The following is a 25,982-nucleotide window of genomic DNA, read 5'->3' as shown; positions in this document are numbered from 1 at the left end:
GCGGGCACATTACACGGAAACAAGAAAAAGGCCGCCCCGGTTCCCCGAGGCGGCCCTTGAATTTCCGTGTCCTGCGCGGATCAGGGGTTCGCGGCGAGATACGCGATCACGTTCGCGCGGTCCTCGATATCCTTGAGACCCGAGAAGGTCATCTTGGTGCCGCTGATGTTGCTACGCGGGTTTTCGAGGAAGGCGTCGAGCGCCTCCGGGGTCCAGTCGCCACCGTGGCTCGCCATCGCGTCGGAGTAGCCGAAGCCGTCGACACCGGCGACGGCACGACCCACGACGCCGTCCAGATGCGGGCCGGTGCCGTTGGAACCGTCAAGCTTGTGGCAGGACTGGCACTTGTTGAACACGCGCTCACCCGCACCGGCATCGGCGGACGCATAGACCTCTTCGAAGCTGACTTCGGCTTCTTCTTCGCCGCCCTCGCTCGATTCCTCGAGGTTCGCGATCACGTAGCCTTGGCTGTGCTCTTCGCCCTCTTCCCCGTGGCCGCCCTCGGAGGTGGCATAGAGCGCATCGGCACCCCAGCTTGCGAAAAGGAAAATCAGCAGCGCGGCGCAAACGGCGGCGCCGGCCTTGGTAAGGGTCATTGTGTCGAACATGTCGCGTTCCATCTGATGCCTGGTCTCGCGGGTGTCTACACGCTTTAACCCCGGCGTTTCAAGCGGTATGAGGCGCGACGAAATGCGACATGGTGTCTGCCGCGTCGCACGTCATGGGAAGGGGATGGGCATGACCGGCATCATAGCGTTTCAAGGCGAACCGGGCGCATATTCGCACGAGGCCTGCCAACAGGCGCGTCCCGACATGGAGGCCTTGCCCTGCGCGACCTTCGAGGATGTGATCGCCGCCGTGCGCGAAGGCCGGGCCGAGCAGGCGATGCTGCCGGTCGAAAACTCGACCTATGGCCGGGTTGCCGACATCCACCGGCTGCTGCCTGAAAGCGGGCTTCACATTCTCGACGAGGCCTTCGTCCGGGTGCGGATTTCACTGATGGGCCTGCCAGGCGCCCGGCTGCAAGACATTACGGACGTTCGGGCGCATCTGGTGCTGTTGCCGCAATCGGCGGCGTTTCTGAAGGCGCACGGCATCCGGGGGCACGCGGCGGCCGACAGCGCCGGGGCGGCGGCGGAACTGGCCGAACGCAAGGTGAAGGGCGAAGGCGTGCTCGCCTCGACCCTCGCCGCCGAGATATATGGGCTCGACGTTCTGGCCCGCGATATCGAGGACCACGGGCACAACACCACGCGCTTCGTCATCATGGGGCGCGAACCCGATCTTACCCGGCGCGGCGACAAGATGATGACCACCTTCGTCTTCGAAGTGCGCAACATCCCGGCCGCGCTTTACAAGGCGATGGGCGGCTTCGCGACCAACGGCGTCAACATGACCAAGCTGGAAAGCTACATGATCGACGGCTCGTTCACCGCGACCCGGTTCTATTCGGATATCGAAGGCCACCCGGAAGACGAGAACGTGAAACTCGCCCTCGAAGAGCTGGAGTATTTCACCCGCAACCTCGACGTTCTGGGCGTCTATCCCGCGGACCCGCGCCGGGACGGGTAAGCGCGCCTAGCGGCGACCGAAAGGCCACTTGCGCCGTCCGAGAATGCGGGGGAACGGCTTTTGCTTGCGGAACGTGATGACCGGCCCGGAACTGTTGGGCGCGTCATAGACGAAATCGTTGTCGTCGAGGATGCGGAACACTTCGCGCACGCCTTCGGGGCCGAAAACGCGCGGATGCACTTCGATGATGATCTTGCGGATGGGACCGAAGTCGAGATGGCGGAAAAGGTCCAACTCGCCCCCTTCGATGTCGGACACCAGCACGTTGATCTTTTTCTCACGGATGAACCGTGACGCATCCTGAACGTCGACCCGGACGGTCGTGACGTTGTTGTCCCCGGCCTTGTTGATGCCGGAACCCCAGAACACGCTCGTCACGCCGAATTCCACATGCCCGCGATCAAGCGTGTCGCGATCCGCGACGAAAGCCGCGTTGATGACCTCGACCCCCGTGACGCCGTTCTTCTCATGCGTCCGCCGGATATGCGGAATCAGCCGCGCGTCGGCTTCGACCGCCGCGAAATAGGCGGGCTTTTTCGACCCGCAGACCACGGTCGAGACGAATCCGAGCCCGGCCCCAAGCTCGAGAACGCGATCCCCGTCCTGAATGATGCTGCGCGCGAACTTCATCTCGCGGTCTTCGTAGGTGCCCTGTTCGATCTCGGAAATCACACGGGGCGACGTAATGTCATCCGCAACGCTCAGGTCTATGTTTGCGCCGCCATGTGTCACGAAATCCATGTTTTTCCACCAGTTTTGTTTTCAATGTCGAAGCGAATACCCATCGCGGACCGTAACGAAGCGATCGGGTCAAATCGAATGTCGCGTGCACTCCCTTGCATGCCACGCTGGTGCAATTCGGGGATTGATGCAAATTCATCACGGAGGGTGAAGGCGCGGGTCGCTCAGAACCCGCGCGACTGGCACCGCTCTTCGAGGTCGGCGCAGAATTCGGCGATCCGGCGGCGATAGCGGTTCCGGATGTTGGTCTTGGCAAGCTTGGCGGACTGGATCATCAGGCGGGCCGGGATCGTGCGCGGCGTCGCCTCCATCGTGATGTTCATCCGGGTCCGGGTCCGCGACATGGCGACCAGTTCGATGACCGCTTCCACGTCCAGCCCGGCGGCGCGCATCACCAGCGTCATGCCCTCGGGCGGGTCGTATTGGGTCAGGTCGATATCCGCCTTGCGCTCGCGCCCGCGATACTCGAATTCCGCGTGCCACGACATGCCGACGCCCGGTGCCTGAAGCGTATCGGTGCGTACGATCTCGGCACCGCGGCGCATCGCTGCCCGTTCGAACCAGCCGAAATCGGCGATATTGGCGAACACCGCCTCGATCGGCGCCGCGATATCCTCGCGCGTGGTGAGTTGCATGCCTGTCCCTTTTCCCGCTCTCGCCCCGTGGGGTTGGCCCCCTTTAGTAGTGGTTCGGGGCGATTCTGAGGCAGTCAGAGCGTTCCGGCAAGCCAGTTTTTCATCAGAACCTGAGCGATGGCGCCCCGGCGCGGTCTGCGGATCGTCGGGTGTGTGCCTGCGAAGATGTCCACAAGCGCCTCGCGGCTGACCCAGTGCGCGTCCTCGATCTCGGCCGGGTCCAGCGTTATTTCGGTGCGCGTGGCCTCGGCCCAGCAGCCGATCATCAGCGAGGCCGGAAACGGCCAGGGTTGCGTCGCGAGGATGCGGGACGGGCCGACGATGACCCCGGTCTCCTCCTGCACTTCGCGTGCGACGGCGGCGGAAACGGTTTCCCCCGGCTCCATGAAACCTGCGAGCAGCGAATACATGCCGTCGGGCCAGCCCGGCGAGCGGCCCAACAGGACCGAGTTGCCGTGGGTGACGAGCATGATGACCACCGGGTCGGTGCGCGGGAAGTGGAAGCGCCCGCAGGACGGACAGGACCGGCGCCAGCCGGCCTGATCCATGTTCGATTTCTCGCCGCAGGCCGCGCAATAGCCGTGCGAGCGGTGCCATTCGAGGATGCCGCGCGCGGTCGCGGCGAGTTCGCTTTCGAACGGGGTGAGGCCGGCGAGCGCGGCCCGCAGATCGGGAAAGCGCGCATCTTCGGGCAGGTCGCCCAGCGGCGGGGCGGGCATGTCCATACCGGGATCGCCGGGGCCGCCGTCGGCGGCATGGGAATAGGCGGGCATCGCGGATATGTCGGCGGCGAAAAGCGGGGTGCCGTCCTGCTGCCCGAGAAAGATCCACGCCGGGTCGTGCCCGGTGATGAGCGGATGGTCGGTCGCGAGCAGTTCGAGGTGCAGATCGCCGCCGGGACCGGAGACACCGGCCATCAGGGGCCTGCCACGCCAGATCGGAAGCGCGCGGGCGGTGCCGGAGGACAACAGCGCGTCGGCCTCGGCCCTGCGATGCGCGGCACGGTCAAGCCCGCCGCCCCCGAATGCCAGTTCGCTCAGGTCCATCCTGTCCTCCGTCCGTTGCGTGTGAAACGGGTATGCGGGGGGCCGCCGGGTGTCAAACCCCTGTGGTCCGAGGGCTTGATCCGTGGGGCCGAGTCACCTATATCGCCGGGTGAGAGGTTGGCGCGGGCAAGTGCCTCGCCAACCCGGTCAGGTCCGGAAGGAAGCAGCCGTAACGAGTCCCGCTTGGGTCGTTGTCCAGCCTCTCACCTTGTCCCCCATTTCGTCAGTACGCTTTCTGCGCGGTAAAGATCATCTGCCCCGCGTGCAGCACCTTGAGCACGTTGGCGCGGCGCCAGTCCATATCGCCGCGTTCGGCCAATGCGTCGATGGCGATGTTCAGGTTCGAGTTCTTGAACGGTCGGCCCTGCCGGGCATCGCGGTTGAAGTGCCAAAGGCCGAGCGACAGCGCGTCGATCCCGCTGGCGAGGAAGGTGACCTTCAGCCCCGCGTCCGCATTGATCGTTTTCCACCCGTGCGGCGAGAAGCAGAACATGCTCGCCATGTGAAACGGCTCCATGCAGGACACGCTGCCCACGAACACGCCGCCCGGTTTCAGCACGCGCCGGATGTCGCGCAGGAGCGGTTCGGGATGGCGGACGTGTTCGAAGACCTGCTTGCTGAACACCATATCGAAGGTGTTGCGGCGAAAGGGGATGCGCACGCCGTTGTATTTCCGCGATGCGCGGGCGAGGGGCCGGTCACGCCGGTCCCAGCGCCGCGCGATGTCGACGCCGTTCCATCTGAGGCCGGGGTTCAGGGTTTCGAACTGGGCCTTGGTCGTGCCGAAGCCGGAGCCGAGGTCGAGCACCCGGAATTCGCCCGTGCGCGGCACGAGGGTCGCGGCATGTTCGAACGCCTCCAACTGCGTAGTCGCGTGATCCGGCACGCAGTCCCCGATCGAGGCGACAAGCTCGTCGAGATGCGGGTTCTCGGCGGTCGGGAGGTTGTCCAGAAGCGGGGTGAGGAAGTCGTTGGGTCTGTCGTTCATCCCGCGCCGGTCCGTTCGCTGTTCTTGGTCGCCCCCGGCGCGCCCTAGGCGGTGCGCACCGCCTCGATCATTCGGGCGACGTTGTCGGGGTCGGCGTCGGGCGTGATGCCGTGGCCCAAGTTGAAGATGTGCGGGCCGCCGCGCAGGGCGCGGGTGATCGCCTGTGCCTCGTCCACCAGCGCCTGACCGCCCGTCACCATGTGGCTGGAGGCGAGGTTGCCCTGCACGCAGCCGTCGGGCTGGACATGCTTCGCGACCCAGTCTGCCGAGACCGAGTTGTCGACCGCCACGCAATCGGCCCCGGTGGCCTTGTGGAAACCGATGTAACGCTCGCCCGCTTCGCGCGGGAAGGCGATGATCGGCAGGCCGGGATGGCGCGCCTTGAGTTCCGCGATGATCCGTTTGGTGGGTTCGAGCGCGAAGTCGTCGAAGTCCCGCCCCTTGAGGGAACCTGCCCAGCTGTCGAAGATCTTGACCGTTTCCGCGCCCGCCTCGACCTGTTTCGACAGGTATTCGATGGTCGCGTCTGTGATCTTGTCGATGAGCCGGGTGAAGAGGTCGCGGTTCGTGTCCTTGAGCGCGTGGGCCGGGCCCTGATCCGGGGTGCCGCGCCCCGCCACCATGTAGGTCGCGACCGTCCACGGCGCGCCCGCGAAACCGATGAGCGCGGTTTCGGCGGGCAGTTCGCGCGACAGGATGCGCACGGTTTCGTAGACGGGGCCGAGCGTGTCGTGAATGTCGTCCTTGCCGCCAAGCTTGGCGAAATCCTCTTCACCTTCGATGATCGAAAGGCGCGGGCCTTCGCCGGTGACGAACCACAGGTCGGCACCAAGCGCCTGCGGCACCAGCAGGATGTCGGCAAACAGGATCGCGGCGTCGAAACCGAAGCGGCGGATCGGTTGCAGCGTCACCTCGGCGGCAAGCTCGGGGTTGTAGCACAGCGACAGGAAATCGCCCGCCTTCTCGCGCGTCGCGCGGTATTCCGGCAGGTAACGGCCCGCCTGACGCATCATCCAGATCGGGGGCGTCGGCAGGGTTTCGCCCGCCAGTGCGCGCATGAGAAGCTTGGTCATCGGTGATCCTTATCTACGGCCCCGCGTGGGTCCACCGTCTGCGGCCTCATGTCAAGCGGCGGGGGCATGGACAGGGCCATTTGCCGCGTCTAAACGAGGTCCATGACGCCAAAACTTCCCGACCCGACCAAACCGCTCAAGATCGGCACCCGTGGCTCGCCCCTGGCGCTGGCGCAGGCTTATGAAACCCGTGATCGGCTGGCGGCGGCCTTCGATCTGCCCGAGACCGCGTTCGAGATCGTGGTCATCAAGACGACCGGCGACGACCGGGCGATGATCGCGGCGGATCGGCCCTTGAAGGAGATCGGGAACAAAGGGCTTTTCACGCGCGAGATCGAGGATCAGCTTCTGAACGGCGGGATCGATCTGGCGGTCCATTCGATGAAGGACATGCCGACCGAACAGCCGCCGGGCCTGACGCTCGACTGCTACCTGCCGCGTGAAGACACGCGGGATGCGTTCATCTCGCTGGGCGGCGGCGGCATTCACGGGCTGGCCGAGGGGGCCGTGGTCGGCACCTCGTCCCTGCGGCGCAAGGCCCAGCTTCTGAACCGGCGACCTGACCTCAGGGTCGTGGAGTTCCGGGGCAACGTGCAGACCCGCCTGACCAAGTTGCGCGACGGGGTTGCCGAGGCCACGTTCCTCGCCATGGCCGGGATCACCCGGCTGGGGATGCTGGACGAGGTGCCGCATGACGCCATCGCGCCCGAGGATATGCTGCCCGCCATCGCGCAGGGTGCCATCGGCATCGAACGCCGTTCGCACGACACGAATGTCGCCGACATGCTCGAAGCGATTCACCATGGCGGGACCGAGCGGCGGCTGGCGGCGGAACGCAGTTTCCTCGCCACCCTCGACGGGTCTTGCGAAACGCCGATTGCAGGCCTGGCCGAGATCGACGGCGGCACGCTGCGCCTGCGCGGGGAAATCCTGCGCACGGACGGGTCCGAGGCGCTGGCGGACGAGATCAGCGGCGCGGTCGAAGACGGGCCGGACATGGGTCGGGCATTGGCACAGAAACTGCTGTCGCGCGCCGGGCCGAATTTCTTCGACTGGAAATAGCGCGGCTATTCGACCGGGCCGAGCACCACGTCGAATGTGCCGCTGACCGCGAGCGGATCGTTCAGGTCGATGTCCCGGCCATAATTCTCGCTGATCCCCATCTCGCCCGCAAAGCTGCCCGAGACGGTTAGTTCCTCGCCCGACACGCTTGCGGTGTCGGGGGTGATGGACAGCCCGCCAGCCTCATCGGTGGAATAGAGCTTCACCCGCTCGTCCCCGTCGATCCGCGTCAGGCTCGCCTCCGGCGCATTCGCGCTGCCGCCGGCCACTTCGAACCCAAGGGTGAGGATGCCGAAAGCTTCGCGCGTCGCGTCCGTCTCGGGCCGGGCGTAGATGTTGACGCTTGCGTAGGTTTCCGAGCCGGACCAGTCGCTCTGATCGGCCCAAAGTGTGAAGCTGTGGGTTTCACCGGCGATGTCGAGCGTCAGGGTGCCCGCCTCATCGGCGTGCACGGCACCGGCGGATGACGCGACCGCAAGCGCGCATAGAATTGTCCGAAACATGATCGCTCCCTGCAAAAGGTTCAGAGGTTCGCGATCATCCCTAACATATCTCGCGCGCCCGCGCGAAATCCGGGGTCAGGCCGGGATCACCTTGCCGGGGTTCAGGATGCCCTTGGGGTCCAGCGCGGACTTGATCGAGCGCATCACGTCGAGCGCCACCGGGTTCTTGTGCCGCTCCATCGACCCGAGCTTGTAAAGCCCGACGCCGTGTTCGGCGGAGAACGAGCCGCGCATGTCGGCGACAAGCCCCTCCATCGCTTCCGACAGACGGACCTTGAGGTCCGGGTCGTTGGCCTCGCTATAGGCGACGTAATGGATGTTCCCATCGCCCAGATGCGCGACACAGGTTTCCTGTGCCTTCGGTTCGATCTTGGACAGACGGTCGCGCATGGACGCGAAAAAGTCGCTCAGGCGATCCACGGGCAGGGCGATGTCGCCCATGAGCGCGGGGGTGGTTGCGAGCGTGACTTCGGCGGCGGCTTCGCGCCGCTCCCACATCGCGGCGCGCTGGGTGTCGTTCTGGGCGATCACGGCGTCCGCGATCAGGCCCTCTTCCAACGCCGCCCCCAGCACATCCTCGAAAAGCTCCGACAGCCCCGCATCGCCCGCAAGCTCGACCAGCACGTTCACCTCATGCGGCGCGTCGAAGGGCTCGCGCGCGCCCGCGATCTGGGCCAACTGCCGTTCGATATAGCTGCGCGGCATGTATTCGCAGGCTTCGACCGCGCCACCCGACGCGGCTTGCAGGCGGTTCAGGACGCTCAGTGCGGCATCCAGCGACACGGGCGCGAGCATCGCGGTGACGGTATGGGCGGGCTTGGGGGACAGCTTCATCACGGCGGCGGTGATGATCCCCAGCGTGCCCTCGGCCCCGATCATCAGGTCGCGCAGGTCGTAGCCGGAGTTGTCCTTGTGCAGCGCGGTCATCAGGTCCATGACCCGCCCGTCGGCGAGCACCACCTCGATCCCGAGGCATTGCGCCCGCGTGTTGCCGTAGCGCAGGACGTTCGATCCGCCCGCATTGGTCGACAGGATGCCGCCGACCATCGCGGAACCGCGCGCGCCGAAGACGACGGGAAACACGAGGCCCGCGTCCTCCGCGGCGTCGCGCAGGCGGTCGAGGATCACGCCCGCTTCCACGGTCGCCGTGCGGGCCGAGGCATTGACCTCGCGCACCGCGTTCATCCGCTCGACCGACAGCATGACGGCGCCCTCGTTGAACGTGCCGCCGCTGACGCCCGTGTTGCCGGAGACGGGGACGACGACCTGATCCATCCCATAGGCCAGCGCCATGAGGTCCGACACCTCCTGCGTCGAGCCGGGGCGAACCACGCAGAGCGGGGCGGAGTGATAGGCGCCGGTGGGGTCGTCGACATAGCGCGCCATATCGGACCCCGTCAGCACCTGTGCGCTGCCGACGATGGCAGCGGCCTGTTCGATGAAACCCATACTTTCCTCCCCGCACCGGGCGAGGAGGTCTCAGACCGCCTGACTGTGCCCGGCTTCGTTCATTTCGTAGGCGTCGAAGTAGCGGGCGATGATCCGGGCGAGGGGCCGAGCCTGCGGCTCGATCGTCAGGACACCGTCCGTGACGGACACCGTGCCGGGCAGAGTTTCGGCCAAGCCGTCGGCCAGCGCAACCGCCGTCGCGGGATCGACACCGACCTCGCGCGCGATGGCGGGCAGATCGACCGCGAAATCGCACAGGATCTGCTCGATCACCCGGCCGCGCAGGATGTCGTCACCCGTGAAGGCGTGCCCGCGCGTGACCGGAAGTTGCCCGGCGCGCACACGCTCCTGATAGGCCGAGGTGGCCGGGGCGTTCTGCGCGTAACCTTGCGGATAGCGCGATATGGACGAGGCACCGATGCCGATAAGCGCCTCGGCGCTGTCCTCGGTGTAGCCCTGAAAATTGCGGTGCATGGTGCCCGCTTTGTGGGCCTTCGACAGCCCGTCTTCGGGTCGGGCGAAATGGTCGATGCCGATTTCATCGAACCCGTCCGCCACGAAAAGGTCGCGCGAGAGGTTGAATAGCTCCAGCCGTTCCTCGGGCGAAGGCAACGCCTCGGTCGGGATCAGGCCCTGACGCCGGGCCATCCACGGGACGTGCGCGTAACCGAAAAGCGCGATGCGGTCCGGTCCGAGCGACAGCACCTTTTTCACTGAATCCGTCATCCGGGCGTTGGTCTGGTGCGGCAGGCCGTACAGCAGATCGACGTTGAGCGATGGCACGCCCCGGGCGCGCAGCCCGTCGACGGCGGCCTTGGTCACTTCGAACGTCTGCGGGCGGCCGATGACCTCCTGAATCATCGGGTCGAAATCCTGCACGCCGAGCGAGGCACGGTTGAGGCCCACGGCCACCAGCGCGTCCATCCGGGCATCGTCGATTTCGTTCGGGTCGATCTCGACCGAGAACTGCGCGTTCTCGCCCAACGGCGCCGTGTCGAAAATCGCAGCGGACAGCCGTTCGATCATACCCGGATCGAGCAGGGTCGGTGTCCCGCCGCCCCAGTGCAGATGGCTGATCGTGATGCCCGGCAGGAGGTGAGACTTCAAGGTCTCTAATTCCTGAGTGAGCGAATCAACATATGCGGCGACCGGGCTGAGTGTGCTCGTCCCCTGCGTGCGGCAGGCACAGAACCAGCACAACCTCCGGCAGAACGGAACATGAAGGTAGAGTGAGATCTGCGATCCTTGGGGAATCGCGCGAATCCAGTCGCTTACATGCGAACCACCGATGCCGCCGGCGAAGTGCGGGGCGGTCGGATAGCTCGTGTAACGGGGGACACGCGCGTCAAAAAGACCGAGTTTGCGAAGTTGCGTCAGGTTTTCCATTGGCGTAGGCTTAAGTTCAACTTTCGCGCGCGACATTGATACGGATCAAATGGCCTCAGCTATGGGCTCACTTCACCTCGATCTAAAGGATTGCGGCAATTGTCCGATCCGCCACCGTGCCGTCTGTTCGCGCTGCGAACCCGACGAGCTCGAGGTGTTGGAAGAAATCAAATACTATCGTAGCTACGAGGCCGGGCAGCCGATCTTGTGGTCCGGCGACCATATGGAATTCGTGGCCTCGATCGTGACCGGAATATCGACCCTCAGCCAGACGATGGAGGACGGCCGCACCCAGATGGTCGGCCTGCTTCTGCCGTCCGATTTCATCGGGCGTCCGGGGCGTGAAACGGCGGCGTTCGACGTGGTCGCGGTGTCCGACGTGACGCTGTGCTGCTTCCGCCGCCGCCCGTTCGAGCAACTCATGACCAACACCCCGCATATCGGGCAGCGCCTGTTGGAAATGACGCTGGACGAACTGGATTCCGCACGCGAGTGGATGACCGTGCTCGGGCGCAAGACCGCGCGCGAAAAGATCGCGAGCCTTCTGCTGATCGTGGCGCGGCGCGATGCGTCGCTGCGCAAGCAACTGCCGGGCGACGGTATGGTCTTCGACCTGCCGCTCACGCGGGAGGCGATGTCGGATTATCTGGGCCTGACGCTGGAAACCGTGAGCCGCCAGATCTCGGCGCTGCGCAAATCGGGGATCATCCAGCTTGAAGGCAAGCGGCGCGTGATCGTGCCGGACCTTCAGGACCTGATCGCCGAAACCGGCGATGACGTGGACGGCGGGATGATTATCTGACGAAAACGGCGGCGCAGTCGGACCGCGCCGCCACGCCGGATCAGACCTTGTTCGGGTCGACCGTGCGGAACGTCAGCCCGCACTTTTTCTGCTCAGACACGGACTGAATCGTTTCGAGCTGGCCCTTGAGGCTGGCAAGCTCGGTCGCGTTGGTGCCGTTGCCCCCGATGAAAAACGCGGCAGGCCAGAAAATCACCGCCGCCGCCGTGGTCGCGACCGCATCGCGGGTGGCGTTCTTGTCCTGCACCCCGGCGACGGTGTTGGCGCGGCTCGCCACCCGTTGCGCCTCGTCCGACAACTGCTTGCAGGACATGCTCTCATACAGCGCGGGCGAGACATAGGACGCTTCGATGTTCGCGCTGGATTTGGCACAGGCCGACAGCGCGGCCGTGCAAAGAAGCACGGTCGTAATGGTTTTTGGATTCAATGGGTTATCCTCACTCACTGGTTTTGTGACCGCACGATAGCCACAGGCACCGACGCCCGCCACCCGCACGGCAAAAAAAAGACCGGTGGGGGTGCCACCGGTCAGTCCTTCAGGGAGGAAAAACGTACTCGTCACATGGTCAATGCATGAGAAGCAGCGGGCGTTCCGTCAGCTCCAGCATATTTCGCGTCGCACCGCCGAGGATCGACTCGCGGAAACGGGAATGGCTGTAGGCACCCATGACGATCATGTCGGCGTCGATGTCGTTGCCATGCCGGGCCAGCACGTCCGCGACGCGGGGCATGGTCTTGGACAGGACCGAAAGCTCGGCCTTCACCCCGTGACGGGCAAGGAACTGGCTCAACTGTCCACCGGGGTCGGACCGTTCGGGGCCATGTTTGGGCGGGTCGATGATCGCGATGTTCACCGTCGAGGCGGCCTTGAGGAAGGGCAGGGCGGCCTTGACCGCACGCAGAGCCTCGCGGCTTTCGTTCCAGCCGATCAGGATGCGGTCGGCCTTGTCCGGGAAGCTGTGCCCGTCGGGCTGGATCAGCACCGGCACGTCGCCTTCGAACATCGCCGCTTCGGAGATCGCCTCCATATCGTGCCCGCGCCCCTTGGAATAAGGTTGCGGCAGGACCACGAGGTCGGAAAAGCGGGTGCGATGCGCGATCAGCTGGTTCACGGCGACCATCTGCGCCGACAGGCCGGTGGCCGACCAATTGAACGTCGATCCTGCGAGCGTTTTGCGCGCCATGTCCTCGATCGCCAGCGCATCTTCGCGGGCCTGATCGAGACTGTCCTGCATCACGACGGCGGTGGCGCCGGCGTAATAGAAACCGGGCTGCGTCCGGTCGAGGCCAAGGCACAGCACGTCAAGGTGCGCCTCGTTCGCGGCGGCGATTTTCTGCGCCGCGTCAAAGGCGGACGCTGAGTCCTTGGGGTCGGTGAGAACCGTGGTCACGGTGCGGAACGCCTTCATGGCTGCCTCATGCTGTCAGGGGCCGGAATGGAACGGCCGGACGGTGTATGACGCCATGGTGCATAGGGTCCGAAGTCCGCGCTTTGATATGTGTCAAATCGCTAATTTCACAAAGCCCACGGGGTTTTGACATGGATCAAGGTTACTGGCCCCCCAACAGGTCAAACCCCCAATCAGTCGAAAAGCGCGGACTGGGTGGGATTCGTCCTTTGTCCGAGCCGCGTAGTGACAGACAGAAGGGACGTAACATGTGGGATTACCTTAAACTGGTGATCTTCGGCCTCATTGCAATACTGGCCGCGATTGCCACCACCTATGCCCGCGATCTCGCTTACCTGGTCCACGCCATTCTGGTCGTGGCGATCGCGGCGGCGGGCTTCATCATCACCCTGCGCAAGATGGGTCATGAGAAGGCGCCGAAATCCGGGTATCTCGACGCACCGATCCGTATCGGTGTCGCACTCACCGCATTCTGGGGTGTCGTGGGCTTCCTCGTCGGAACCTACATCGCCTTCATGCTGGCATTCCCGCAGCTCAACTTCGCTTGGGCCGAGGGCATCCTGAACTTCGGGCGCCTGCGTCCGCTGCACACCTCGGCGGTCATCTTCGCCTTCGGTGGCACGGCGCTCATCACGTCCTCGTTCTATGTCGTTCAGCGCACCACCGGTGCGCGTCTCTGGTCCGACGGGCTGGCGTGGTTCGTGTTCTGGGGCTACCAGATCGTCATCCTTCTGGCCGCGACCGGCTATATCCTCGGCTCCACGCAGGGCAAGGAATACGCCGAACCGGAATGGTACACGGACCTCTGGCTGACGATCGTCTGGGTCGGCTACCTGCTGCTGTTCATGGGCACGCTCATGAAGCGCAAGGAGCCGCACATCTACGTCGCCAACTGGTTCTACCTGTCGTTCATCATCACCATCGCGATGCTGCACGTCGTGAACAACCTGTCGATCCCGGTGTCGATCTTCGGCTCCAAGTCGGTGCAGGTCTTCGCGGGCGTTCAGGACGCCATGACCCAGTGGTGGTACGGCCACAACGCCGTGGGCTTCTTCCTGACCGCGGGCTTCCTGGGCATGATGTACTACTTCATCCCGAAACAGGCCGAACGGCCCGTGTTCAGCTACAAGCTGTCGATCATCCACTTCTGGGCGCTGATCTTCCTGTATATCTGGGCCGGTCCGCACCACCTTCACTACACCGCGCTTCCCGACTGGGCCTCGACCCTCGGCATGGTGTTCTCGGTCGTGCTGTGGATGCCCAGCTGGGGCGGCATGATTAACGGCCTGATGACGCTCTCGGGTGCCTGGGACAAGCTGCGCACCGATCCGATCATCCGCATGATGGTCATCTCGGTCGGCTTCTACGGCATGTCCACCTTCGAAGGCCCGATGATGTCGATCAAGGCTGTGAACTCGCTCAGCCACTACACCGACTGGACCATCGGTCACGTGCACTCCGGTGCGCTGGGCTGGAACGGGATGATCACCTTCGGGATGCTCTACTTCCTGTTCCCGAAACTGTGGAACAAGGCGGGCCTCTACTCGCTGAAACTCGTGAGCTGGCACTTCTGGCTCGCCACCATCGGCATCGTGCTCTACGCCGCGTCGATGTGGGTGACGGGGATCATGGAAGGCCTGATGTGGCGTGAAGTCGACGCGCAGGGTTTCCTCGTGAACTCCTTCGCCGACACGGTGGCCGCGAAGTTCCCGATGTATCTGGTCCGTGGCTTCGGGGGTATCCTGTACCTCTCCGGTGCCCTGATCATGGCCTACAACCTCTGGATGACCGTTCGCAAAGCACCGCTGGCCGAAGCCACGACGCCTGCTGCGGCACCGGCTGAATAAGGAGGACCATAGACATGGGAATTCTTGATAAACACGCCGTCCTCGAGAAAAACGCCACGCTTCTGCTGGTCGGATCTCTCCTGGTGGTCACCGTCGGTGGCATCGTCGAAATCGCCCCGCTGTTCTATCTCGAAAACACGATCGAGGATGTAGAGGGCGTGCGCCCCTACTCCCCGCTCGAGATGGAAGGCCGGAACATCTACATCCGCGAGGGCTGCTATGTCTGCCACTCGCAGATGATCCGGCCGATGCGGGACGAGGTCGAACGCTACGGGCATTACAGCCTCGCCGCGGAGTCGAAATACGACCACCCGTTCCAGTGGGGCTCCAAGCGCACCGGGCCGGATCTGGCCCGCGTGGGCGGCCGCTACTCGGACGAGTGGCACGTCGACCACCTCGTGAACCCGCAGTCGGTGGTGCCGGAATCGGTCATGCCGAAATACGCCTACCTTCTCGATCGGCCGCTCGACGGGCGCTACATCGAGGACGTGCTGCGCACCAACGCCTTCGTCGGTGTGCCCTATACGGACGAGCAGCTCGAAGCCGCCGTCGCGGATTTCAAATCGCAGGCCGACCCGGATGGGGTGGTCTTCGAGGACAGTGATCCCGATGCCGTCGTCGAACGCTATCCGGGCGCACAGGTCCGCAACTTCGACGGTCAGCCCGAAGTGACCGAGATGGACGCGCTGATTGCCTACATGCAGATGCTGGGCACGCTCGTGGACTTCTCGACCTTCGAGCAGACCCCCGAAGACTGGATCCGGTAAGGGAGGCGATGATGGATACCTATTCGATCTTCCGAGAAATCGCGGACAGCTGGGTGCTTCTGGCCATGTTCCTGTTCTTCGTCGCGACGGTGCTCTGGGTGTTTCGCCCCGGGTCGCGCGATCTGCACAGGGACGCGGCACAGGCCCCCTTCCGCAACGATGAACCCGGCGCTGATATGAAGGAGGCCCGGCAATGAGCGACAACAAAGACCAAGTGGAAACCACAGGTCACGTCTGGGACGAGGACCTGAAAGAGTTCAACAATCCCCTGCCGCGCTGGTGGATCTGGACCTTCTACGCCACGATCGTCTGGGGCATCGGCTACACCATCGCCTATCCGGCATGGCCGCTGATCAACGGCGCGACGCGCGGTGTTCTGGGCTACTCGACCCGCACCGAAGTCGCGGACGAGATCAACCGCTTCGAAGAGATGAACGCGGGCGTGAAGGCCGAGCTTGCCGCGATGGACGTGACCGAAATCGCGTCGAACGAAGCGGTTGCGAACTATGCGATCCAGTCGGGCCGCGCGACTTTCGCGACCTATTGTTCGCAGTGTCACGGTTCGGGCGCCAACGGCATCGAAGAGGGCAACGGCTATCCCAACCTTCTCGACGACGAATGGCTCTGGGGCGGCGACATCGAAGCCATCACCTACACGGTGACCCACGGCATCCGGAACGAGGAAGACCCCGACGCGCGCTATTCGCAGATGCCCGCGTTCGGTGACGACTACCTTTCGGACGACGAGATCACCAACGTGGTGGCCTATGTCATGTCGCTGTCCGGTCTCGAAGGCTCGGGCGATGTGGCCGAGGGCGAGACGGTGTTCGCGGACAACTGCACCGCCTGCCACGGAGAAAATGGGGAAGGTGATCCAGATCAAGGCGCGCCGAATCTCTCCGATGCAATCTGGCTGCACGGCTCGAGCGAAGCCGCGATCGAAACTTCGGTCCGGCAGGGTCCGTTCGGCGTGATGCCGAACTGGAACTCTCGCCTCGACGAAGCCGAGATCAAGGCCGTTGCGGCCTATGTACACCAGCTGGGCGGCGGTCAGTAACCGCCGGCTGGCACCAAGTTCCGGGGCCTCACTCCCCGGTACAAGGCACCGACCCCTGATCCTGTTCGCGCGTTTCTCCGGGGTCGGTGCCAACTTAACGAAGGGTCGGAGGGCTGCCTCCGGCCCTTTTTCGTGCCATGTGTGGGCGATGACGGATGATCGGACATACGCGTTTCGGCGCGCCACCCCGGACGACCTGCCCATGCTGCGCCTGTGGCTGGCCGCACCGCGCGTTGCGCGTTGGTGGGACGACGAAGACCCTTTCGACGACGAGGATCTGGCGGACAAGGGGTTCCGCGCCTGGATCGTCAGCCACGAAGGGCAGGCGTTCGGGTATGTACAGGACTATGACGTGCACGGTTGGCCGGATCATCCGTTCACCTTCCTGCCCGCCGGATCGCGCGGAATGGACCTGTTCATCGGGCCTGAGGATATGGCGGGGCAGGGACACGGTTCGGCGTTGATCCGGGCGTTTTCCGAATGGCTGCTCGCGGGCGGCGCGCCCAGCGTCGGGGCCGATCCGCATCCCTCGAACGCCGGGTCGATCGCGGCCTTCGCCAAGGCCGGATTCCAACCGGCGGGCCAGCCGCAGGACGGCCCGCATGGGCGCTATCTGCCGATGGTGCGGGTGACGCGTCCGCCCGAACGGGACGGGTGACGAGTACGGCGGACCCGAGGGTGAGCCCGCCGTAACCGTCTTAGGGACAAACCGGCCAAGAACCTGTTCGCATCTCCGAGGCCGGTAGCTTCGGTATCACATATTCGGGGCGATGCGGGAAGCGGCGCGACGGGGCAGCACCCGGTGCGACATGCCATCGCACCCTGCGCCAAGCCGTCGCACGGCCTTGAAACCCCTGTTTTTGCGGGGCCATAAAACATACGCTACAAAGTAAGGTTACGTTGCGTCAACTGGCGCGGTGCGGCGCGGTATGTTGATCCAAGTCAAGGCTCGGGCGGGGCCTGAGACCCTAGAACCGGACAAACGCGAAACCCAGGATCGGATTCCCATGTCGACCAGTGACACCCCCGAGGCACCGCAGAAACTCTATGCAGCGCGCGAACCCGTGTTCCCGCGCCGGGTGCGCGGTCATTTCCGTGCGCTCAAATGGTGGATCATGGCGCTGACCCTTGGTGTTTACTACCTGACGCCGTGGATTCGCTGGGACCGGGGGCCGAACCTGCCGGATCAGGCGGTTCTCGTGGACCTTGCCGGGCGGCGGTTCTTTTTCTTCTGGATCGAAATCTGGCCGCATGAATTCTACTTCATCGCAGGCCTGCTTATCATGGCGGGGCTGGGCCTTTTCCTGTTCACCTCGGCGTTGGGCCGGGTCTGGTGCGGCTATGCCTGCCCGCAGACGGTCTGGACCGACCTGTTCATCCTGACCGAACGCTGGATTGAGGGCGACCGCAACGCGCGGGTGCGTCTGTGGAAATCCAAGTGGGACCTGAAAAAGTGGCGGCTGCGCCTGTCGAAATGGTTCGTCTGGCTGCTCATCGGCCTCGCGACCGGCGGCGCGTGGGTGTTCTACTTCGTCGATGCGCCGACGCTGGCACGCGACCTCGTGACCCTGAACGCGCATCCGGTGGCCTATTCCACCATGGGTATCCTGACCTTCACCACCTTCTTCTTCGGCGGGATCGCGCGTGAGCAGATCTGCATCTACGCCTGCCCGTGGCCGCGCATTCAGGCCGCGATGATCGACGAGGATACGCTTGTCGTCGCCTACCGCGACTGGCGGGGCGAGCCGCGCGGCAAGCACCGCAAGGGGCCGGAGGCCGAGAAGCTGGGCGATTGCATCGACTGCATGGCCTGCGTGAACGTGTGCCCGATGGGCATTGACATCCGCGACGGTCAGCAGCTTGAGTGCATCACCTGCGCGCTCTGCATCGACGCCTGTAACGAGATGATGGACAAGGTCGGCAAGCCGCGCGGTCTGATCGACTACATGGCGCTGAAGGACGAAACCCACGAACGGGCTGGCGGCCACAAGCGCCCGATCATGAAGCACATCCTGCGCCCGCGCACGATCATGTACACGGCGCTTTGGGCCGCCGTCGGCGTTGCGCTGACCGTCGCGCTGTTCATCCGGCCCGACCTTCAGATCACCGTGCATCCGGTGCGCAACCCGACCTTCGTGACCCTGTCCGACGGCTCGGTGCGCAACACCTACGAGGTGGGCATCCGCAACAAGCACGGGGAAAGCCGCCCGTTCTACTTCTCGCTGGGCGTGGACAGCCCGTTCACGGTAAACGTGGAAGGATCGGTCGAGACGATGCTCGTGGTCGACCCGGACACGGAAGGCAAGACCCGGCTTTACGTCACGGCCCCCGCTGGCAGCGAGGTCGCGCGCGACGACCGGACCGAAATTCGCATCTGGGTGATCGACGGCGTGTCGGGCGACCGCGCGTCCCACGACACCGTCTTTAACGGGAGAGGGCAATGAGCATGACCTATGACGCCCCCGACACGGGCAAGAAACTCACCGGCTGGCATGTGCTTGCCATCTTCGTCGGCGCCTTCGCCATCATCATCGGGGTGAACGTGTTCATGGCGGTCAAGGCCGTCGGCACCTTTCCGGGGCTCGAGACGCGCAACTCCTACGTCGCGAGTCAGAAGTTCGACACCGACCGCGCCGCGCAAGAGGCGCTGGGCTGGGACGTGGCGCCGACCCTGTCGGGCGAAACCCTGATGTTGATGATCACCGATCAGGCGACCGGCCTGCCGGTCATGGTGCGCGACGCGGGCGGCATTCTTGGCCGCGCGACCCATGTGGCCGACGACCAGACGCTGACCTTCAAGCGCACCATGAACGGCACCTACGTGGCCGAGGTCGGCGCGCTCGATTTCGGCAAATGGGAACTGCGGCTCGAAGCCGTGGCCGACGACGGCACGCCGTTCCGCCAACTCATCGAACTCTACATTCCGAAGAACTGACCCATGGCCGCCCCTGTTTCCGCCTGTCCTGCCTGTGATGCCGCCGCGCTTGCCGAAAGCACGGCTGGCAAGGGCTATGCGGGCGATGGGGGGGAGGCCAAGCGCATCATGCTGTCGTTGCCGCAGGTCTATTGCGCGGCCTGCATCGTGGGGGTGGAAAAGGGGCTGGCCACGCAGCCCGGCGTGCGTTCGGCGCGGGTGAACCTGACGCTCAAGCGGGCGACGGTGGAGGTCGATCAGGATGTCGAGCCGGAGACGCTCGCGGATTACCTGACCGGCATCGGGTTCGAAGCCTATGAACTCGACGCAGGCGCGCTGATGGCGACCGAGACCGACAAACGCTCGCGCGAGCTTCTGATGCGGCTGGGCGTGGCGTTCTTCGGCATGATGAACGTGATGCTCCTGTCGGTTGCTGTGTGGTCCGGTGCCTCCGACGCGACGCGCGATCTGTTCCACTGGGTCAGCGCGGGGATCGCGCTGCCCATCGTGGCGTTCTCGGCCCAGCCGTTTTTCACGAGCGCGTGGAGCGCGCTTCGGGTGAAGCGGCTCAACATGGATGTGCCGATCTCGCTCGCCATTCTGCTGGCGGCGGGCATGTCGGTTTACGAGACGATGCATTCGGGCGAGCACGCCTATTTCGACGCGGCGTTGTCGCTGACCTTCTTCCTGCTCGCGGGCCGTTACCTCGACCATCGCACTCGCGCGGTGGCGCGGTCGGCGGCGGAAGAACTCGCCGCGCTCGAAGTCCCGCGCGCGCACTTGATCGTGGGTGACGGCGAAGAGGTGGTGAGCGTCGCGGACCTCGCCATCGGTGACGTCGTGCGGGTCACGCCGGGCAACCGGGTGCCTGTGGACGGCATGGTCGAGACGGGTGAGAGCGAGGTGGACCGGTCGTTCCTGACCGGCGAGTCGCTCCCGGTCTTCGCCGGCCCCGGCGACATGCTGAACGCGGGCGAGGTGAACCTGACCGGGCCGCTCACGCTGCGCGTTGCGGCGGCGGGCAAGGACACGGCGCTGCACCGCATGGCCGATCTGGTGGCCATCGCGGAAACCGCGCGCAACAAATACACCGGGCTGGCCGACAAGGCCGCCGCGATCTATGCACCAGTTGTGCATCTGTTGGCGCTCGCCGCCTTTGTGGGCTGGCTGGTCATCACGGGCGGCGATGTGCGCCTTGCGCTGAACATCGCGGTCGCCGTGCTCATCATCACCTGTCCCTGCGCGCTGGGCCTTGCCGTGCCTGCGGTGACGACGGCGGCGAGTGGGCGGCTCTTCAAGAAGGGGATGCTCCTCAAATCCGCAACGGCGATGGAGCGGCTGGCGGACGTGGATCACGTCGTCTTCGACAAGACCGGGACGCTGACCGAGGGTGCGCCGAAGCTTGAAAACCTTGGCGACCACGCCGAAGCCGATCTGGTCGTGGCGCTGGGTCTGGCGCAGGGCTCGGCGCATCCGCTGGCCCAAGCCATCGCGTTCGCGGCGCGGGGCGAGGGGCTGGTGCCTGCGCCACTGACCGACGTGCGCGAAGTTCCGGGCCACGGGATCGAGGCGCTTTGGAACGGGCAGCAGGTTCGGCTGGGCCGCGCCGAATGGGTGGGGGCGCATGTGCTTGGGCGCACCGCGACCTACCTCAAAATCGGCAAGCGGCCTGCGGTGGCGTTCACCTTCACCGACGCGTTGCGCGACGGCGCGAAAGAGGCCGTGACGGCGCTGAAGGCGGCGGGCTGCGGCGTGACGCTGATCTCCGGCGATGCCGAGGAGGCTGTGCGCGACGTGGCGTTTCGGCTGGGCATCGACGATTTCCGCGCGGGCATGTTGCCGGACGGTAAGGTGGCCGAGGTCGAGGCGCTCGCGGCGTCGGGCAAGCGGGTTCTGATGGTCGGTGACGGGCTCAACGACACCGCCGCACTGGCCGCCGCGCATGTCTCGATCAGCCCGGCCTCGGCGCTGGAGGCGGCGCGGGTCGTGTCGGATATCGTGCTGTTGGGCAAGAGCCTCGCCCCCCTTGGCGACGCGCTGCTGACCTCGCGCAAGGCGACGCGGCGGATCAAGGAAAACTTCGGAATCGCAGCGACTTACAACGCCATCGCCATTCCCGTGGCGCTGCTTGGCTTCGCCACGCCTCTGGCGGCGGCCTTGGCGATGTCGGCCTCATCCATTATGGTCACGCTCAACGCGCTTCGGCTGAAAGTGGGCAAATGAACGTACTCGTGTTCCTCATCCCGACTTCGATCTTTCTGGGTCTTCTGGGCCTCGTCTTTTTCCTGTGGACGATGCGGTCACGCCAATACGACGACCCGGCGGGCGATGCGCAGCGCATCCTGTCGGGCATCTACGACGACGCGCCGCCCGAGGATTGAGGCCGCCGCGCGCAATCCACGAGATTCAATATCGCACAATTATTAGGCGGACAGCGCATTTTTTGCGCGCGGCCTGCGGCGCGTCTGCCGAATCTCACGACTGAACCGGCCCCCGACCTGACAACGCCCGCCGCCCGCGCTCAGATGATCCCCGGACAGCCGGAGGAATCATGACCCACCAGCCGGGGGCGACGTTGGAGCACGAGGCAAGCCAGCCCCGCGCGCGCGGGCGGGTGCAGGTGAGTTCAAAGCTGCGCGACGGACGGTCGGTGATCGACGGACTGGCGATGGCCGGGTCGATGAAGGCGCTGTTTCCGCGCACCGACACCACCGCGCTCGACACCATGCTGATCAACACGGCAGGCGGCGTCACCGGGGGCGACAGGTTCTTCATCGAAGCCGCCGCCGGGCCGGGCACGACCCTGACCGTGACGACGCAGGCCGCCGAACGGGCCTATGCGGCACGCGGCGAGACAGCGGGGCGGATCGAGACCCATCTGAGCGTGGCGCGTGATGCGCGGCTCAATTGGCTGCCGCAGGAAACCATCCTCTTCGAGCATATGAATTTCGAGCGCAGTCTGACGGTCGATCTGGACCCCGGCGCCCGGTTCCTGATGGTCGAGCCGATCATCCTTGGCCGCGTCGCGATGGGCGAGCGCATCTACGATGGCCGGTTCCGCGACCGGGTGGCGATCCGGGTCGGCGGGCAGGCGGTCTATCTCGACGGTGTGGCGCTGACCGGGGATGTCGATGCGCAGATGTCGACGGCCTCGACCCTGAACGGCGCGCGGGCGATGGCCGCGCTTGTTTACGTGGGCGCCGATGCCGAGGCGTGGCTGGAGCCAATGCGCCGCCTGATGCCCGAAACCGGGGGTGTGAGCCTGCAATCCCCCGACCTTCTGACCTGCCGGATCGTGGCGGCGGACGGCTTTGCGCTGCGCCGCGCGCTGGTCCCCGCGATCCGCCTGCTCAACGACGATGAAATCCCAAGACCCTGGATGCTGTGACATGAACCTGACCCCGAGAGAAAAAGACAAACTGTTGGTCGCCATGGCCGCCATCGTCGCCCGCAAACGGCTGGAGCGCGGGGTGAAGCTGAACCATCCCGAGGCCATCGCGCTCATCACCGACACGGTGGTCGAGGGCGCGCGCGACGGGCGTTCGGTGGCCGAGATGATGCAGGCGGGCGCGGCTGTCATCACGCGCGATCAATGCATGGAGGGCGTGCCGGAGATGATCCACGAAGTTCAGGTCGAAGCCACGTTTCCCGACGGCACCAAGCTCGTCACCGTTCACAACCCCATTCGCTAAGGAGAACCCATATGCGTTATCTCGTTGCCCTGCTCGCCACCACCGCCCCGGCGTTGGCCCATCCCGGTCACGGTGCGGTGCTGCATCTGCATGAAAAGGACGGGGTCCTGATCGCGGGCATCGCCTTTGTCATCGGGGTCAGCCTGTCGGCGGTCGCGGTCATCAAAGCGGCGAAGGCCCGGAAATGATCCCCGGCGAGGTCATGGCGGCCCCCGGTGAGCTCGTCCTGAACGAGGGCGCGCCGATCACGTCCCTGATGGTCGCCAACACCGGCGACCGTCCGGTTCAGGTCGGCAGTCATTATCATTTCTACGAGACGAACCCGGCGCTCGATTTCGACCGGGAGGCGGCGCGGGGCCTGCGCCTCGACATCGCGCCCGGAACGGCGGTGCGGTTCGAGCCGGGGCAATCGCGTGAGGTGAACCTTATCCCCATCGGGGGCGCACGCAAGATCTATGGCTTCAATCAAAAGGTCATGGGGGCGCTGTGATGCCGATGTCGCTGGAAGGGTCGTGCCAATGCGGGGCGGTGAACTTCACCGTTCAGAACCGCACGCCCGTCCCCTACCAGCGGTGCTATTGCTCGATCTGCCGGCACTCGGCCGGGGGCGGGGGCTTTGCCGTCAACATCGGGGCAATCGCAGACAGTCTGAGTTGCGACAACTGGGAAGGGCTGGGAAGCTATCACGCCGTCCATGACAGCGGGCGTGCGTCGCATGGCGAACGGTTTTTCTGCAAAACCTGCGGGAGCCAGCTTTGGCTTTTCGACGAACGCTGGCCGGACCTCGTGCATCCGCTGGCGAGCGTCATCGACACCAAGCTGCCGGTGCCTTCGGCGATCGCGCACATCTGGCTGGCGGACAAGCCCGACTGGGTCGAGGCCGAGATCGGAAAGGGTGACCGCAGCTTCGACGGCTACCCGGACCTGTCGCTGGAAGAATGGCATCGGGCGAACGGGGTGTGGGTGGAATGACGTTGTCTGTCCGGCATATCGGTCCCGCGCAGAACAGAGGTTTGCGCCCGGCCCGAGGGGAGGCGCTTGCGCCCGCCCTGGGGGCGGGGCGGGCGCAAACCGGATCGCAAGCGATCCGGTGGGGTCAGAACTGTCTGAGTACGGTCACCACTAACAACAAGCAAAGGGCCGTTAGCTCGATAGCTGTTACGAGGTTCCCATTCATAGGAAGCTCCTTCATTTGCGCGCCGGACCATCCAGCGCATGAGCCTCCTAAGGTTCACATGGAACGAAATTCCCCAATGCACCGAATTCTGGCGCACCGATATCCGCGCCAATGCACAGACGAAAAGGGCGCCTAGAAAATGCCAGCAACCATCAAACGATCCGACTATGCCGCGATGTTCGGCCCGACCACTGGCGACAGGGTGCGGCTGGCGGACACGGACCTTATCATCGAGGTCGAGCGCGACCTGACCGCGACCGGCGGGTATGGCGATCAGGTGAAATTCGGCGGCGGCAAGGTGATCCGCGACGGGATGGGGCAGAGCCAGTCTCCGCGCGCCGACGGGGCCGTCGATTGCGTCATCACGAACGCTCTGATCGTGGACTACACCGGCATCTACAAGGCCGACGTGGGACTGAAGGACGGGCGCATTGCGGCCATCGGCAAGGCAGGCAACCCCGACACGCAGGACGGGGTGAACATCATCGTCGGCCCGGGGACCGAGGCGATTGCGGGCGAGGGCAAGATCCTGACCGCGGGGGGCTTCGACAGCCATATCCATTTCATCTGTCCGCAGCAGATCGAGGATGCGCTGCATTCCGGGCTGACCACGATGCTGGGCGGCGGCACGGGGCCGGCGCATGGCACGCTGGCCACCACCTGCACGCCGGGGCCGTGGAACATCGCGCGGATGCTTCAGGCGGTCGATCGCGTGCCGATGAACATCGGGTTCGCGGGCAAGGGCAACGCCTCGCTCCCCGCCGCCTTGGAAGAGCAGGTGATGGCGGGCGCGTGTTCGCTGAAGCTGCACGAGGACTGGGGGACGACGCCGGGGGCCATCGACTGCTGCCTGAGCGTGGCCGATGACCTCGACGTGCAAGTGATGATCCACACCGACACGCTGAACGAGTCCGGGTTTGTCGAGAACACCGTGGCCGCGATGAAAGGCCGGACGATCCACGCCTTCCACACCGAAGGCGCGGGCGGCGGTCATGCGCCCGACATCATCAAGATCTGCGGCGAGGATTTCGTGCTGCCCTCGTCCACCAATCCGACGCGGCCCTTCACGGTGAACACGCTGGAAGAGCATCTCGACATGCTCATGGTCTGTCACCACCTCGACAAATCGATCCCCGAGGATGTGGCGTTCGCGGAATCCCGCATTCGGCGCGAAACCATCGCGGCGGAGGACATCCTGCACGACATGGGCGCATTCAGCATTATCGCGTCCGACAGTCAGGCGATGGGCCGGGTGGGCGAGGTACTGATCCGCACGTGGCAGACCGCCGACAAAATGAAGAAGCAGCGCGGGCGTCTGGCCGAGGAAACCGGCGACAACGACAACTTCCGCGTCCGCCGCTACATCGCGAAATACACGATGAACCCGGCCATCGCGCATGGGATGAGCCATGAGATCGGGTCGATCGAAGTGGGCAAGCGCGCGGACCTCGTGCTGTGGAACACGGCCATGTTCGGGGTGAAGCCCGAGATGGTGCTGATCGGCGGCATGATCGCGATGGCCCAGATGGGCGACCCCAATGCCTCGATCCCAACGCCGCAGCCGGTCTATTCCCGGCCCATGTTCGGCGCGATGGGGCGGGCGGTCGAGAACTCGGCCGTAACCTTCGTCAGCGCCTGCGCCCACGACAACTCCATCGCCAAGACGCTGGGGCTGATGAAGAACACGGTCGGCGTGAAGAACACGCGGGGGATCGGGAAGAAGGATCTGGTTCTGAACGACGCGACGCCGGAGATCGAAGTGCATCCCGAGACTTACGAGGTGCGGGCGAACGGCGAATTGCTGACCTGCGAGCCGGCAAGCGAGTTGCCTATGGCGCAGCGGTATTTCCTGTTCTGACGAT

General features: G+C 64.9%; 29 protein-coding genes and 1 other RNA gene. 19 read left to right on the top strand and 11 right to left on the bottom strand.

Features of this window, described 5'->3' with window-relative positions; genetic code table 11:
* Positions 1-80: 80 nt before the first annotated feature.
* A complete protein-coding gene (locus tag FCT00_RS16025; RefSeq protein WP_040885615.1) occupies positions 81-608 on the bottom strand; it encodes a c-type cytochrome in 528 nt (175 codons plus the stop codon).
* 130 nt (positions 609-738) lie between these two features.
* Here FCT00_RS16025 and FCT00_RS16020 point away from each other — a divergent pair, with 130 nt between their 5' ends.
* A complete protein-coding gene (locus FCT00_RS16020; RefSeq protein WP_040884694.1) occupies positions 739-1,572 on the top strand; it encodes a prephenate dehydratase in 834 nt (277 codons plus the stop codon).
* A gap of 6 nt (positions 1,573-1,578) precedes the next feature.
* Here FCT00_RS16020 and FCT00_RS16015 read toward each other — a convergent pair whose 3' ends face one another.
* From FCT00_RS16015 to nudC, 3 genes are all read right to left on the bottom strand, one after another.
* A complete protein-coding gene (locus FCT00_RS16015; protein ID WP_138423808.1) occupies positions 1,579-2,313 on the bottom strand; it encodes an FkbM family methyltransferase in 735 nt (244 codons plus the stop codon).
* Positions 2,314-2,477: 164 nt separating this feature from the next.
* Positions 2,478-2,948, bottom strand: a complete 471-nt coding sequence (locus FCT00_RS16010) for an SRPBCC family protein (protein ID WP_138423807.1) — start codon at positions 2,946-2,948, stop codon at positions 2,478-2,480.
* A gap of 74 nt (positions 2,949-3,022) precedes the next feature.
* Complete coding sequence (gene nudC / locus FCT00_RS16005; protein WP_138423806.1) at positions 3,023-3,994, bottom strand: NAD(+) diphosphatase; 972 nt, start codon at positions 3,992-3,994, stop codon at positions 3,023-3,025.
* Between the two features lie 110 nt (positions 3,995-4,104).
* Between nudC and ffs the strand changes: the two genes are divergently transcribed.
* Positions 4,105-4,203, top strand: an RNA gene (gene ffs, locus FCT00_RS16000) — signal recognition particle sRNA small type.
* Between the two features lie 14 nt (positions 4,204-4,217).
* Here the strand turns inward: ffs and FCT00_RS15995 are convergent.
* Together FCT00_RS15995 and hemE are read right to left on the bottom strand one after the other, a co-directional pair.
* Positions 4,218-4,982 (bottom strand): class I SAM-dependent methyltransferase, encoded by a 765-nt coding sequence (locus FCT00_RS15995; RefSeq protein ID WP_138423805.1) that lies wholly within the window; start codon positions 4,980-4,982, stop codon positions 4,218-4,220.
* Between the two features lie 44 nt (positions 4,983-5,026).
* The gene (hemE, locus tag FCT00_RS15990) at positions 5,027-6,055 is read right to left on the bottom strand and encodes a uroporphyrinogen decarboxylase (protein WP_138423804.1); all 1,029 of its coding nucleotides are present in this window, start codon (positions 6,053-6,055) and stop codon (positions 5,027-5,029) included.
* Between the two features lie 102 nt (positions 6,056-6,157).
* On the opposite strand from hemE, the gene hemC reads away from it, so the two are divergent.
* A complete protein-coding gene (gene hemC, locus FCT00_RS15985; protein ID WP_138423803.1) occupies positions 6,158-7,117 on the top strand; it encodes a hydroxymethylbilane synthase in 960 nt (319 codons plus the stop codon).
* Between the two features lie 5 nt (positions 7,118-7,122).
* Here the strand turns inward: hemC and FCT00_RS15980 are convergent, their stop codons facing one another.
* From FCT00_RS15980 to hemN, 3 genes are all read right to left on the bottom strand, one after another.
* On the bottom strand, positions 7,123-7,620 hold the full coding sequence (locus tag FCT00_RS15980; protein ID WP_138423802.1) for a hypothetical protein: 498 nt from the start codon (positions 7,618-7,620) through the stop codon (positions 7,123-7,125).
* A 75-nt stretch (positions 7,621-7,695) separates the two neighbouring features.
* Positions 7,696-9,069: an FAD-binding oxidoreductase gene (locus FCT00_RS15975; RefSeq protein WP_138423801.1), complete on the bottom strand. Its 1,374-nt coding sequence runs from the start codon at positions 9,067-9,069 to the stop codon at positions 7,696-7,698.
* Positions 9,070-9,099: 30 nt separating this feature from the next.
* On the bottom strand, positions 9,100-10,455 hold the full coding sequence (gene hemN / locus FCT00_RS15970) for an oxygen-independent coproporphyrinogen III oxidase (protein ID WP_138423800.1): 1,356 nt from the start codon (positions 10,453-10,455) through the stop codon (positions 9,100-9,102).
* A 61-nt stretch (positions 10,456-10,516) separates the two neighbouring features.
* On the opposite strand from hemN, the gene fnrL reads away from it, so the two are divergent.
* The gene (gene fnrL, locus FCT00_RS15965) at positions 10,517-11,257 is read left to right on the top strand and encodes a transcriptional regulator FnrL (protein WP_008331127.1); all 741 of its coding nucleotides are present in this window, start codon (positions 10,517-10,519) and stop codon (positions 11,255-11,257) included.
* A gap of 40 nt (positions 11,258-11,297) precedes the next feature.
* Here fnrL and FCT00_RS15960 read toward each other — a convergent pair whose 3' ends face one another.
* Positions 11,298-11,660, bottom strand: coding sequence for a hypothetical protein (locus FCT00_RS15960; RefSeq protein ID WP_138423799.1), 363 nt, complete (start codon positions 11,658-11,660; stop codon positions 11,298-11,300).
* Between the two features lie 163 nt (positions 11,661-11,823).
* Positions 11,824-12,666, bottom strand: a complete 843-nt coding sequence (locus FCT00_RS15955) for a universal stress protein (RefSeq protein WP_008331125.1) — start codon at positions 12,664-12,666, stop codon at positions 11,824-11,826.
* 248 nt (positions 12,667-12,914) lie between these two features.
* Between FCT00_RS15955 and ccoN the strand changes: the two genes are divergently transcribed.
* The 15 genes from ccoN to ureC all read left to right on the top strand — a co-directional run bounded on the left by ccoN (position 12,915) and on the right by ureC (position 25,978).
* Complete coding sequence (gene ccoN / locus FCT00_RS15950) at positions 12,915-14,513, top strand: cytochrome-c oxidase, cbb3-type subunit I (RefSeq protein ID WP_008331124.1); 1,599 nt, start codon at positions 12,915-12,917, stop codon at positions 14,511-14,513.
* 14 nt (positions 14,514-14,527) lie between these two features.
* A complete protein-coding gene (gene ccoO, locus FCT00_RS15945; protein WP_008331123.1) occupies positions 14,528-15,280 on the top strand; it encodes a cytochrome-c oxidase, cbb3-type subunit II in 753 nt (250 codons plus the stop codon).
* Between the two features lie 11 nt (positions 15,281-15,291).
* A complete protein-coding gene (locus tag FCT00_RS15940) occupies positions 15,292-15,477 on the top strand; it encodes a cbb3-type cytochrome c oxidase subunit 3 (protein WP_138423798.1) in 186 nt (61 codons plus the stop codon).
* Positions 15,474-16,337 (top strand): cytochrome-c oxidase, cbb3-type subunit III, encoded by an 864-nt coding sequence (ccoP, locus tag FCT00_RS15935; RefSeq protein ID WP_138423797.1) that lies wholly within the window; start codon positions 15,474-15,476, stop codon positions 16,335-16,337. Before FCT00_RS15940 ends, ccoP begins: the two co-directional genes overlap by 4 nt.
* Before the next feature lie 148 nt (positions 16,338-16,485).
* Positions 16,486-16,995: a GNAT family N-acetyltransferase gene (locus tag FCT00_RS15930; RefSeq protein WP_171043020.1), complete on the top strand. Its 510-nt coding sequence runs from the start codon at positions 16,486-16,488 to the stop codon at positions 16,993-16,995.
* 349 nt (positions 16,996-17,344) lie between these two features.
* Positions 17,345-18,781, top strand: coding sequence for a cytochrome c oxidase accessory protein CcoG (gene ccoG / locus FCT00_RS15925; protein ID WP_138423795.1), 1,437 nt, complete (start codon positions 17,345-17,347; stop codon positions 18,779-18,781).
* The gene (locus FCT00_RS15920; RefSeq protein WP_328591399.1) at positions 18,778-19,272 is read left to right on the top strand and encodes a FixH family protein; all 495 of its coding nucleotides are present in this window, start codon (positions 18,778-18,780) and stop codon (positions 19,270-19,272) included. Before ccoG ends, FCT00_RS15920 begins: the two co-directional genes overlap by 4 nt.
* Before the next feature lie 3 nt (positions 19,273-19,275).
* A complete protein-coding gene (locus tag FCT00_RS15915) occupies positions 19,276-21,474 on the top strand; it encodes a heavy metal translocating P-type ATPase (RefSeq protein WP_138423794.1) in 2,199 nt (732 codons plus the stop codon).
* A complete protein-coding gene (gene ccoS, locus FCT00_RS15910; RefSeq protein WP_008331113.1) occupies positions 21,471-21,632 on the top strand; it encodes a cbb3-type cytochrome oxidase assembly protein CcoS in 162 nt (53 codons plus the stop codon). The genes FCT00_RS15915 and ccoS overlap by 4 nt, the downstream gene beginning before the upstream one ends.
* 170 nt (positions 21,633-21,802) lie before the next feature.
* Positions 21,803-22,639, top strand: a complete 837-nt coding sequence (locus FCT00_RS15905) for an urease accessory protein UreD (RefSeq protein WP_138423793.1) — start codon at positions 21,803-21,805, stop codon at positions 22,637-22,639.
* A gap of 1 nt (position 22,640) precedes the next feature.
* A complete protein-coding gene (locus tag FCT00_RS15900) occupies positions 22,641-22,943 on the top strand; it encodes an urease subunit gamma (protein ID WP_008331104.1) in 303 nt (100 codons plus the stop codon).
* A gap of 11 nt (positions 22,944-22,954) precedes the next feature.
* The gene (locus FCT00_RS21505; RefSeq protein ID WP_171043019.1) at positions 22,955-23,131 is read left to right on the top strand and encodes a hypothetical protein; all 177 of its coding nucleotides are present in this window, start codon (positions 22,955-22,957) and stop codon (positions 23,129-23,131) included.
* Positions 23,128-23,433: an urease subunit beta gene (locus FCT00_RS15895; RefSeq protein WP_138423792.1), complete on the top strand. Its 306-nt coding sequence runs from the start codon at positions 23,128-23,130 to the stop codon at positions 23,431-23,433. Before FCT00_RS21505 ends, FCT00_RS15895 begins: the two co-directional genes overlap by 4 nt.
* On the top strand, positions 23,433-23,915 hold the full coding sequence (locus tag FCT00_RS15890) for a GFA family protein (protein WP_138423791.1): 483 nt from the start codon (positions 23,433-23,435) through the stop codon (positions 23,913-23,915). Before FCT00_RS15895 ends, FCT00_RS15890 begins: the two co-directional genes overlap by 1 nt.
* Positions 23,916-24,259: 344 nt before the next feature.
* Entirely contained in the window at positions 24,260-25,978 is a 1,719-nt protein-coding gene (gene ureC, locus FCT00_RS15885) for an urease subunit alpha (RefSeq protein ID WP_138423790.1), read from the top strand.
* Positions 25,979-25,982: the final 4 nt, after the last annotated feature.

This window comes from Maritimibacter alexandrii (genome assembly GCF_005871115.1).
Classification (GTDB): domain Bacteria; phylum Pseudomonadota; class Alphaproteobacteria; order Rhodobacterales; family Rhodobacteraceae; genus Maritimibacter; species Maritimibacter alkaliphilus.
The sequence above is the reverse complement of the archived record's forward strand: the minus strand, read 5'-3'. Positions and strand labels throughout refer to the sequence as shown.

Excerpts from the sequence above, each read along its gene's own strand:
- FCT00_RS21505 (WP_171043019.1), top strand. The coding sequence starts at position 22,955 with ATGCGTTATCTCGTTGCCCTGCTCGCCACCACCGCCCCGGCGTTGGCC.
- FCT00_RS16020 (WP_040884694.1), top strand. The coding sequence starts at position 739 with ATGACCGGCATCATAGCGTTTCAAGGCGAACCGGGCGCATATTCGCAC.
- FCT00_RS15955 (WP_008331125.1), bottom strand. The coding sequence starts at position 12,666 with ATGAAGGCGTTCCGCACCGTGACCACGGTTCTCACCGACCCCAAGGAC.
- FCT00_RS15915 (WP_138423794.1), top strand. The coding sequence starts at position 19,276 with ATGGCCGCCCCTGTTTCCGCCTGTCCTGCCTGTGATGCCGCCGCGCTT.
- FCT00_RS15900 (WP_008331104.1), top strand. The coding sequence starts at position 22,641 with ATGAACCTGACCCCGAGAGAAAAAGACAAACTGTTGGTCGCCATGGCC.
- hemE (WP_138423804.1), bottom strand. The coding sequence starts at position 6,055 with ATGACCAAGCTTCTCATGCGCGCACTGGCGGGCGAAACCCTGCCGACG.
- FCT00_RS15930 (WP_171043020.1), top strand. The coding sequence starts at position 16,486 with ATGACGGATGATCGGACATACGCGTTTCGGCGCGCCACCCCGGACGAC.
- FCT00_RS15895 (WP_138423792.1), top strand. The coding sequence starts at position 23,128 with ATGATCCCCGGCGAGGTCATGGCGGCCCCCGGTGAGCTCGTCCTGAAC.
- ccoN (WP_008331124.1), top strand. The coding sequence starts at position 12,915 with ATGTGGGATTACCTTAAACTGGTGATCTTCGGCCTCATTGCAATACTG.
- FCT00_RS15890 (WP_138423791.1), top strand. The coding sequence starts at position 23,433 with ATGCCGATGTCGCTGGAAGGGTCGTGCCAATGCGGGGCGGTGAACTTC.
- FCT00_RS15995 (WP_138423805.1), bottom strand. The coding sequence starts at position 4,982 with ATGAACGACAGACCCAACGACTTCCTCACCCCGCTTCTGGACAACCTC.
- FCT00_RS15905 (WP_138423793.1), top strand. The coding sequence starts at position 21,803 with ATGACCCACCAGCCGGGGGCGACGTTGGAGCACGAGGCAAGCCAGCCC.
- FCT00_RS16010 (WP_138423807.1), bottom strand. The coding sequence starts at position 2,948 with ATGCAACTCACCACGCGCGAGGATATCGCGGCGCCGATCGAGGCGGTG.
- FCT00_RS15975 (WP_138423801.1), bottom strand. The coding sequence starts at position 9,069 with ATGGGTTTCATCGAACAGGCCGCTGCCATCGTCGGCAGCGCACAGGTG.
- ccoS (WP_008331113.1), top strand. The coding sequence starts at position 21,471 with ATGAACGTACTCGTGTTCCTCATCCCGACTTCGATCTTTCTGGGTCTT.
- FCT00_RS15920 (WP_328591399.1), top strand. The coding sequence starts at position 18,778 with ATGAGCATGACCTATGACGCCCCCGACACGGGCAAGAAACTCACCGGC.
- hemN (WP_138423800.1), bottom strand. The coding sequence starts at position 10,455 with ATGGAAAACCTGACGCAACTTCGCAAACTCGGTCTTTTTGACGCGCGT.
- nudC (WP_138423806.1), bottom strand. The coding sequence starts at position 3,994 with ATGGACCTGAGCGAACTGGCATTCGGGGGCGGCGGGCTTGACCGTGCC.
- ccoP (WP_138423797.1), top strand. The coding sequence starts at position 15,474 with ATGAGCGACAACAAAGACCAAGTGGAAACCACAGGTCACGTCTGGGAC.
- hemC (WP_138423803.1), top strand. The coding sequence starts at position 6,158 with ATGACGCCAAAACTTCCCGACCCGACCAAACCGCTCAAGATCGGCACC.
- FCT00_RS15940 (WP_138423798.1), top strand. The coding sequence starts at position 15,292 with ATGGATACCTATTCGATCTTCCGAGAAATCGCGGACAGCTGGGTGCTT.
- ccoG (WP_138423795.1), top strand. The coding sequence starts at position 17,345 with ATGTCGACCAGTGACACCCCCGAGGCACCGCAGAAACTCTATGCAGCG.
- FCT00_RS16015 (WP_138423808.1), bottom strand. The coding sequence starts at position 2,313 with ATGGATTTCGTGACACATGGCGGCGCAAACATAGACCTGAGCGTTGCG.
- fnrL (WP_008331127.1), top strand. The coding sequence starts at position 10,517 with ATGGGCTCACTTCACCTCGATCTAAAGGATTGCGGCAATTGTCCGATC.
- ccoO (WP_008331123.1), top strand. The coding sequence starts at position 14,528 with ATGGGAATTCTTGATAAACACGCCGTCCTCGAGAAAAACGCCACGCTT.
- ureC (WP_138423790.1), top strand. The coding sequence starts at position 24,260 with ATGCCAGCAACCATCAAACGATCCGACTATGCCGCGATGTTCGGCCCG.
- FCT00_RS16025 (WP_040885615.1), bottom strand. The coding sequence starts at position 608 with ATGTTCGACACAATGACCCTTACCAAGGCCGGCGCCGCCGTTTGCGCC.
- FCT00_RS15980 (WP_138423802.1), bottom strand. The coding sequence starts at position 7,620 with ATGTTTCGGACAATTCTATGCGCGCTTGCGGTCGCGTCATCCGCCGGT.